The sequence below is a fragment of the Streptomyces cahuitamycinicus genome (genome assembly GCF_002891435.1).
Lineage (GTDB): Bacteria > Actinomycetota > Actinomycetes > Streptomycetales > Streptomycetaceae > Streptomyces > Streptomyces cahuitamycinicus.
Genome location: NZ_POUC01000424.1, coordinates 1 through 6,867, shown reverse-complemented (window position 1 = coordinate 6,867; position 6,867 = coordinate 1). Strand labels below are relative to the sequence as shown.

Annotated in this window: 9 protein-coding genes; 4 read left to right on the top strand and 5 right to left on the bottom strand. The window is 72.4% G+C overall.

Translation table 11 applies throughout. The features are described 5' to 3' along the window. The 3 genes from C1J00_RS35475 to C1J00_RS35465 form a co-directional block, all read right to left on the bottom strand. On the bottom strand, window positions 1-457 hold a 457-nt coding region (locus C1J00_RS35475), incomplete at its 3' end, for a hypothetical protein (protein ID WP_102913054.1). Window positions 458-713: 256 nt separating this feature from the next. Next, window positions 714-1,508 (bottom strand): RNA polymerase sigma factor SigF, encoded by a 795-nt coding sequence (locus tag C1J00_RS35470; RefSeq protein WP_102913053.1) that lies wholly within the window; start codon window positions 1,506-1,508, stop codon window positions 714-716. Window positions 1,509-1,762: 254 nt separating this feature from the next. Continuing rightward, window positions 1,763-1,948 carry a hypothetical protein gene (locus tag C1J00_RS35465; RefSeq protein ID WP_102913052.1) on the bottom strand — a complete coding sequence of 62 codons (186 nt, stop codon included), beginning with the start codon at window positions 1,946-1,948 and terminating at the stop codon, window positions 1,763-1,765. Between the two features lie 159 nt (window positions 1,949-2,107). Between C1J00_RS35465 and C1J00_RS35460 the strand changes: the two genes are divergently transcribed. The 3 genes from C1J00_RS35460 (at window position 2,108) to C1J00_RS35450 (ending at window position 3,675) form a co-directional block, all read left to right on the top strand. Beyond that, window positions 2,108-2,509: a DUF2795 domain-containing protein gene (locus tag C1J00_RS35460; RefSeq protein WP_102913056.1), complete on the top strand. Its 402-nt coding sequence runs from the start codon at window positions 2,108-2,110 to the stop codon at window positions 2,507-2,509. Window positions 2,510-2,581: 72 nt separating this feature from the next. After that, a complete protein-coding gene (locus tag C1J00_RS35455) occupies window positions 2,582-3,013 on the top strand; it encodes a CBS domain-containing protein (RefSeq protein ID WP_102913051.1) in 432 nt (143 codons plus the stop codon). Between the two features lie 119 nt (window positions 3,014-3,132). Next, window positions 3,133-3,675 (top strand): type 1 glutamine amidotransferase domain-containing protein, encoded by a 543-nt coding sequence (locus C1J00_RS35450; protein ID WP_102913050.1) that lies wholly within the window; start codon window positions 3,133-3,135, stop codon window positions 3,673-3,675. Between the two features lie 85 nt (window positions 3,676-3,760). Here the strand turns inward: C1J00_RS35450 and C1J00_RS35445 are convergent, their stop codons facing one another. After that, window positions 3,761-4,018 (bottom strand): DUF6158 family protein, encoded by a 258-nt coding sequence (locus tag C1J00_RS35445; RefSeq protein ID WP_102913055.1) that lies wholly within the window; start codon window positions 4,016-4,018, stop codon window positions 3,761-3,763. 94 nt (window positions 4,019-4,112) lie between these two features. On the opposite strand from C1J00_RS35445, the gene C1J00_RS35440 reads away from it, so the two are divergent. Then, complete coding sequence (locus tag C1J00_RS35440) at window positions 4,113-5,213, top strand: baeRF2 domain-containing protein (protein ID WP_102913049.1); 1,101 nt, start codon at window positions 4,113-4,115, stop codon at window positions 5,211-5,213. A gap of 13 nt (window positions 5,214-5,226) precedes the next feature. Here C1J00_RS35440 and C1J00_RS35435 read toward each other — a convergent pair whose 3' ends face one another. Further along, window positions 5,227-6,846, bottom strand: a complete 1,620-nt coding sequence (locus tag C1J00_RS35435; RefSeq protein WP_102913048.1) for an ATP-binding cassette domain-containing protein — start codon at window positions 6,844-6,846, stop codon at window positions 5,227-5,229. Window positions 6,847-6,867: the final 21 nt, after the last annotated feature.

Sequence of the window (6,867 nt, the reverse complement as noted above, 5' to 3'; positions counted from 1 at the left end):
GGGTGGGGTGGTGCGACGGCTTGTGGGGACCGGCGCCGTGCGCCACGGTGAACGTCGCGCTCCACTCCTTGCCCTCCCCGCCGGGAGCGGCCGGACAGGTGCCGTCGACGGTCCACGCCGAGTCCTGGCCCTGGGCGTCGGGATCGCCCTCGAAGTTCTCCGCGGAGGCGATGCGGGCCGCGCCGCGGTAGGCGGGGCCGGACACCTCGTCGTCGTTGCCGGTGACCCGCTGCAGTGGCACCGTGCCCTCGTCGAAGGCCTGCGAGGTGGCGTCGATGGTGTCGGGCGGCGGTCCCCCGGTCGGATCGCAGCTGACCGAGACGGTGAGTGTGCCTCCGGGGTGGACGGTGGCGGGACTGACCTCGGCGGCCGGCTCCGCGAAGACGGCCGGCGCGCCGCCGAGCAGGGCTGAGCCGGCCAGGACGGCGACGGACAGGGCGTGCAGGCTGCGGCGCATCGAGGGGACTCCTTCGGTAGTCATTCCCCTCTGCCATGACAGCCAGGCCGCTGTGTCGTCGCGCGCGGCGGGGCCCCATTGGCGGGACAGTGCCACTCAACCGGGTGAATCGGAGGTGGCACGGGGCGCGGGGAACCGCGCGACCAGCCGCCAACGGGCCCGTGGAGGTACGGCCTCGGGGCAGCACCGGCACGACCACTGCCCGCACGAACACGGCCACGGGCCCGCACCGGCACGACCGGTCAACCCTGCGGCGCTAGGCGACATCCCGCATGACCTGCTCCCGCACCCGCCCGCAGCACCGGCTGATCAGCCGGGACACGTGCATCTGCGAGATCCCCAGCTCATCGGCGATCCGGCTCTGCGTCATGTCCCCGAAGAACCGCATGTACAGGATCGCCCGCTCCCGCTCGGGCAGCGCCGCCAGCCGGGCCTTCACGGACTCCCGGTCTACGACCGTGTCAAGCGCCGGATCGTCGGACCCCAGCGCGTCACTCAGGGAGTAACCGTCCTCGCTGCCGGGCAGTTCCGCGTCCAGGGACAGCGCCGTGAAGCTCTCCAGCGCCTCCAGACCGGCCCGGACGTCCTCCTCGCTCATGTTCGCGTGCTCGGCGAGCTCGGTCACGGTGGGTCGGCGTCCGGAGATGGTCTGGGACAGGTCCTGGCCGGCGACACGCACACGGTTGCGCAGGTCCTGGACGCGGCGAGGCACGTGCAGGGTCCACATGTGGTCCCGGAAGTGCCGCTTGATCTCGCCGGTGATGGTCGGCACCGCGTAGCTCTCGAAGGCGTTGCCGCGCTCCGGGTCGTACCGGTCGACGGCCTTGACCAGGCCGAGGGCCGCGACCTGGCGGAGGTCCTCGAAACTCTCGCCGCGGCTGCGGAAGCGTCCGGCGAGACGGTCCGCCATCGGCAGCCAGGCCTCGACGATCTCGTCGCGGAGTGCGTCGCGCTCGGGGCCGGCGGGCATCGAGGTCAGCCTGCGGAAGGACTCGGCGGTGTCGGGGGCGTCGTCGTGGGGGTGCCGTTTCGCGCTGGTTCGGGTCTGCATGATGCGTCGCAATTCCCTTGAAAGTGCTCTGGGTTGGACGGTCACCGTGGAAGCGCATCCGCTGTGGGACAGGGCGTCGGTGGCGGCGCGCGACGTCGCTCCCACGGGCGTGCCTCCTGTCCGAAGCACTCATGGGCGCCTGCCCCCGGCCCCCTCCCGCAAACCCGGAGAGGTTTTCCGCCGTCGCGCAGGGTGACCCGGACTGCTGCCGGGTGACGGCGTCGACGGACCGGGGGCCGCTGGTCGAGCGGGTTTCAAGGCGAAGGTGCAGGAGTTCCCGCCGGGGCGGGCGAGGACGTGGCACCCGGAGCAGCGGGGGGCACGACGGCCGGTTGGCGCCGTTCGGTGTCCTCCCGCGGCAGAAGCAGCTCCTCGTAACGTCCCAGCACCAGCACCACTCCGAGCATGAGCAGCGGGATGAGCACAGCGAGCATCGCCATGACGGGTCCTTCCCCAGAGAGGTGTGGGGGGTGTGATCCGGGTCTCCCGCAGAACATGGCGCAAACCAGTGCGGACGGCGGCGATCGGGCTCACGGAACCTGTGTCGCCGTCCGGTGTACGGGTACGCGGTGCGGGCCCCCGAACGTCTGGAGGGAGACATGCAGCGAGGCAGCGACCGGCTGAGCGTCCACCGGGACGACGAGATGAAACACGAACTGCAGGGTCTGCTCAGGTCCGGGCATCCCACGCGCAGTGAGGAGTGGCACGACCCGGAGCCGGCCGCCGAGGACGACCCCGAGGTCGCCCACGGGCCGGTGACCCCGAGCCGTGCGCCGACGTCCCTGGAGTCGGTCCGGCTCGAACTGGCCCGGATCCTGGGCCGCAGGGCGTTCCCCGCGAGCGCGCGCGAGCTGGTCCGCGAGCTGCGCGGCCACCAGGCGCCCGACGCCCTGGTCGAGGCCGTGGAGGGGCTGCCGCGCCAGGAGCGCTACGGCACTGTCCAGGAGCTGGCCCAGGCCCTGATCCGGGCCCGTGAGACCGGGCCGGAGGAGTACGCGTAGGGACCGCGTCGGGGGCGCCGCGGCCTGCCGTGGCGCCCCCACCGGCCTGGGAACGGAGGGAAGACTCCCGTGATGGCCCAGTACGTCAAGGACGTGATGACGGCGGGTGTGGCCGCCGTACGCCCGGACGCCTCGCTCGTCGAGGCGGCGCAGCTGATGCGCACGCAGAACATCGGCGACGTGGTGGTGGCCGAAGGTCAGGACGTGATCGGTGTACTCACCGACCGTGACATCACCGTGCGGGCCGTCGCCGACGGCACCGACCCGATGAAGGTCAGCGCGCGGACCGTGTGCACCCCCCATCCGGTGACGGTGACGCCGGACGACCTGGTGGCGACGGCGGTGACGCTGATGCGTGAGCACGCGGTGCGCCGGCTGCCCGTGGTCGAGAACGGGCTGCCGGTTGGGATCGTGAGCCTCGGCGACGTGGCCGAGGCCGAGGACCCCGCGTCGGCCCTCGCCGACATCAGCCGTGCCGAGCCCGATGCCCGGGGCGGTGCGTGAACCCGGGGCGGTGCGTGAAGCCGGGGCGGTGTGTGAACCCGCACCGGGCGGATCGGACCAGGGCCGGCCTGTACGCCGGCCGCGAGAACGAAGAAGAACGGGAAAGGACGTAGAGCATCATGCGTATCGCGTTTCTGGTCGCACCCGAGGGTGTCGAGCAGGTCGAGCTGACCGATCCGTGGCAGGCCGTGAAGGACGCGGGTCACGAACCCGTGCTGGTGTCGACGCAGCAGGGCGAGATCCAGGCCTTCAACCACCTCGACAAGGCGGAGACGTTCCCCGTGGACGAGGTCGTGGGCGACGCCTCGCCGGACTCCTTCGGCGCTCTCGTGCTGCCGGGCGGCGTCGCCAACCCGGACTTCCTGCGGATGGACGACAAGGCCGTGGCGTTCGTCCGCGACTTCTTCGAGCACGGCCGCCCGGTGGCGGCGATCTGCCACGCCCCGTGGACGCTGGTCGAGGCGGACGTCGTGCGCGGCCGGGAGCTCACGTCCTGGCCGAGCCTGCAGACGGACATCCGCAACGCGGGCGGCACGTGGGTCGACAAGCAGGTCAAGGTCTGCGACCACGGGGCGAACAAGCTGGTCACCAGCCGCAAGCCGGACGATCTGAAGGCGTTCTGCGAAACCTTCCTGGACGTCTTCGCCCAAGAAGCCGCCTGACGGCCCGGCGGCTTCGTGGAGCGCCCGGCGGCGTCGCCGGGCGCTCCACGGGGCCGCTACCGGCCTGCCGTGTCCTTCGAGGGGCTCAGGTGCCGGGGGTCGTGGGAGTCTCCGACTCCCCGCTCCCCCGCTCCCGGGCCCCTTCACGCGTGCGGCCCGCGGCCACCGGGCGGCGCGGGTTGCGGCGCAGATACTCGCCCTCCAGCTGCGCCATGCGCTCGTTGTGGGCGCGCAGCGCGTCGTTCGAGCCGTAGAGCAGCGTGTCATGACGCGTGCGGTGGATGGTCTCCAGCTCTTTCATGAGCTGCTGGTCGTCCAGCCGGTCAGGGTCCACTCCGGTCATCGTGTCGCCCCGCTCGTCGTGTTCGTCCCTGCGGTCCGGGTACCCGCCCCCGGAGCAACTGAGCACTGCCCCCGAGCGGTATCCGGGAGGAACCATGGATCTCGCCTATCTGCACCCACTGTACGAACACCCCGGGCCTTGGGCCTCCGTGTACGTCGACACCTCACGGCACACGGAGGGCACTCCCCACGAGCGGGAGCTGACGGCCCAGGCGATGGCCGGTGCGCTGGCCGAGCAGGGAGCGGACGAGGCGACGTGCCGGGCCGTACGGAGCGCGATCGAGGATCTGCGGCACTCCTCCGAGCCGCACGGCCGCGCTCTGTTCGCCCGCGCCGGCGAGGTCGTCCTCGACCCGCCGCTGGTCCGTCCACCGCGGGGCGGCGACTGGGCCGAATGGGCGCCGCTGCCGCGGGTCGCGCCCCTGCTGGAGCTGGCCGGTGAGGACCCGGTGTGCGTGGTGGCGTACGTCGACCGCAAGGGCGCGGACTTCGAGCTGCGCAACGCGCTGGGCCGGGAGGACGCCGGGAGCGTCACCGGCCGGCAGTGGCCCGTTCACCGGACGGGCTCCGCGGACTGGTCGGAGCGACACTTCCAGCTGCGGGTGGAGAACACCTGGGAGCACAACGCCGCGGAGATCGCCGACGCGCTCGCCGTGTGCCAGGAGGAGACCAAGGCCGACCTGCTGATTCTCGTCGGCGACGACCGGGAGCGGCGGTCCGTGCACGAGCGGCTGCCCAAGCGGCTGCACGCTCTGGTGGTCGAGGCGCCGCACGGCGCCGGCAGCCGGCTGCTCGACGAGGACGTGGAGCGGGCCCGGGCCGAGCATGTGGCGCGCCAGGCCGAGGCGGAGCTGGAGCGGTTCCGGGCCGCCCGGAGCCCTGACGACGAGGGCCGGGCCGGGGCCGTCGAGGGCGTGCCCGCGCTGGTCGAGGCGGCACGGGAGCACCGCATCGACGAGCTGCTGATCAGGGTGGACGGGCCCGACGCGCACCGCGAGGTGTGGATCGGGGAGGACCCCGACCAGCTCGCGGTGCGCCGCACGGACCTGAAGGTCCTGGGCGAGCAGCACTCGTGGCCGGCCCGGGCGGACGACGCCCTGATCCGTTCCGCGGTGGCCACGGACGCGCCCGCGCTGTCGGTCTCCGAGCAGGAGGTTCCCGTGGGGGGCCTGGGAGCGCTGCTGCGCTGGAAGTGACCGGGAGCGGGCCCTAACGGGCCCGTTCCACCCTGCGTTCGTCCCAGACCGGCTCCGGGGTCTCCCGGACGCGGCCGTCGCTGCCGAAGACCAGGAAGCGGTCGAAGGAGCGGGCGAACCAGCGGTCGTGGGTGACCGCGAGGACCGTACCGTCGAAGGCCTCCAGGCCCTCCTGGAGGGCCTCGGCGGACTCCAGGTCCAGGTTGTCGGTCGGCTCGTCCAGCAGCAGCGCGGTCACGCCCTGCAGCTCCAGCAGGAGGATCTGGAAGCGAGCCTGCTGGCCCCCGGAGAGACGGTCGAACGTCTGCTCCGCCTGCTGGGTGAGCTCGTAGCGGCGCAACCGCGAGGACGCGGCGCCGCGGTCCTGTGCGTGCTCCTTCCACAGGATGTCGAGGAGCGTGCGGCCCTCCAACTCCGGGTGGGCGTGGGTCTGCGCGAAGTGGCCGGGCACGACCCGGGCGCCCAGCTTCCAGTCGCCCGTGTGCGCCACGTCGTCGCCGGCGAGCAGGCGCAGGAAGTGGGACTTGCCCGAGCCGTTGGAGCCGAGGACGGCGACACGCTCGCCGTAGAAGACCTCCAGGTCGAAGGGGTTCATCAGGCCGGTGAGCTCCAGGTTCGCGCAGGTGACGGCCCGGACGCCGGTGCGGCCGCCCTTGATCCGCATCCTGATGTCCTGCTCGCGCGGCGGCTCCGGGGGCGGTCCGGCCTCCTCGAACTTGCGCAGACGGGTCTGGGCGGCCGCATAGCGGGAGGCCATCTCATGGCTGACCGCGGCGGCCTGACGGAGGTTCAGCACCAGCTTCTTCAGCTGCGCGTGCTTCTCGTCCCAGCGCCTGCGCAGCTCCTCGAAGCGGGCGAAGCGCTCGCGCCGGGCGTCGTGGAAGGTGGCGAAACCGCCGCCGTGCACCCAGGCGTCCGCGCCCGCGGGGCCGGGCTCCAGGGAGACGATCTTCTCGGCGGCGCGGGCGAGGAGTTCGCGGTCGTGGGAGACGAACAGAACCGTCTTGCGGGTCTCCTTCAGCCGCTCCTCCAGCCAGCGTTTGCCGGGGACGTCGAGGTAGTTGTCGGGCTCGTCGAGGAGCAGCACCTGGTCGGTGCCGCGCAGCAGCGCCTCCAGGACGAGCCGCTTCTGCTCGCCGCCGGAGAGGGTGCGCACCTCCCGGAACTGCGCCCTGTCGTACGGCACCCCGAGCGCGGCCATCGTGCACATGTCCCACAGCGTCTCGGCCTCGTAGCCGCGGGCCTCGGCCCAGTCGGCGAGGGCCTGCGCGTACTCCATCTGGGCGGCCTCGTCGTCGACGGTCATGATGGCGTGCTCGGCCTTGTCGACGGCCTTCGCGACCTCTCGGACGCGGGGCGTGGCGACGGACACGAGCAGGTCCCGCACGGTCGTCTCGTCGCGTACGGAGCCGACGAACTGCCGCATGACCCCGAGCCCGCCACCGACGACGACGGACCCGCCGTGCGGCTTGAGCTCACCGGCGAGCATCCGCAGCAGGGTGGTCTTCCCGGCGCCGTTGGGCCCCACGAGGGCCACGACGGCCCCCTCCCCAACCCGGAACGAGACGTCGCCCAGCAGTGCCCTTCCGTCGGGCAGGTAGTACTCCAGGTGCGCGGCTTCGAGGTGACCCATGGGCGCGATTCTGTGGGGGCG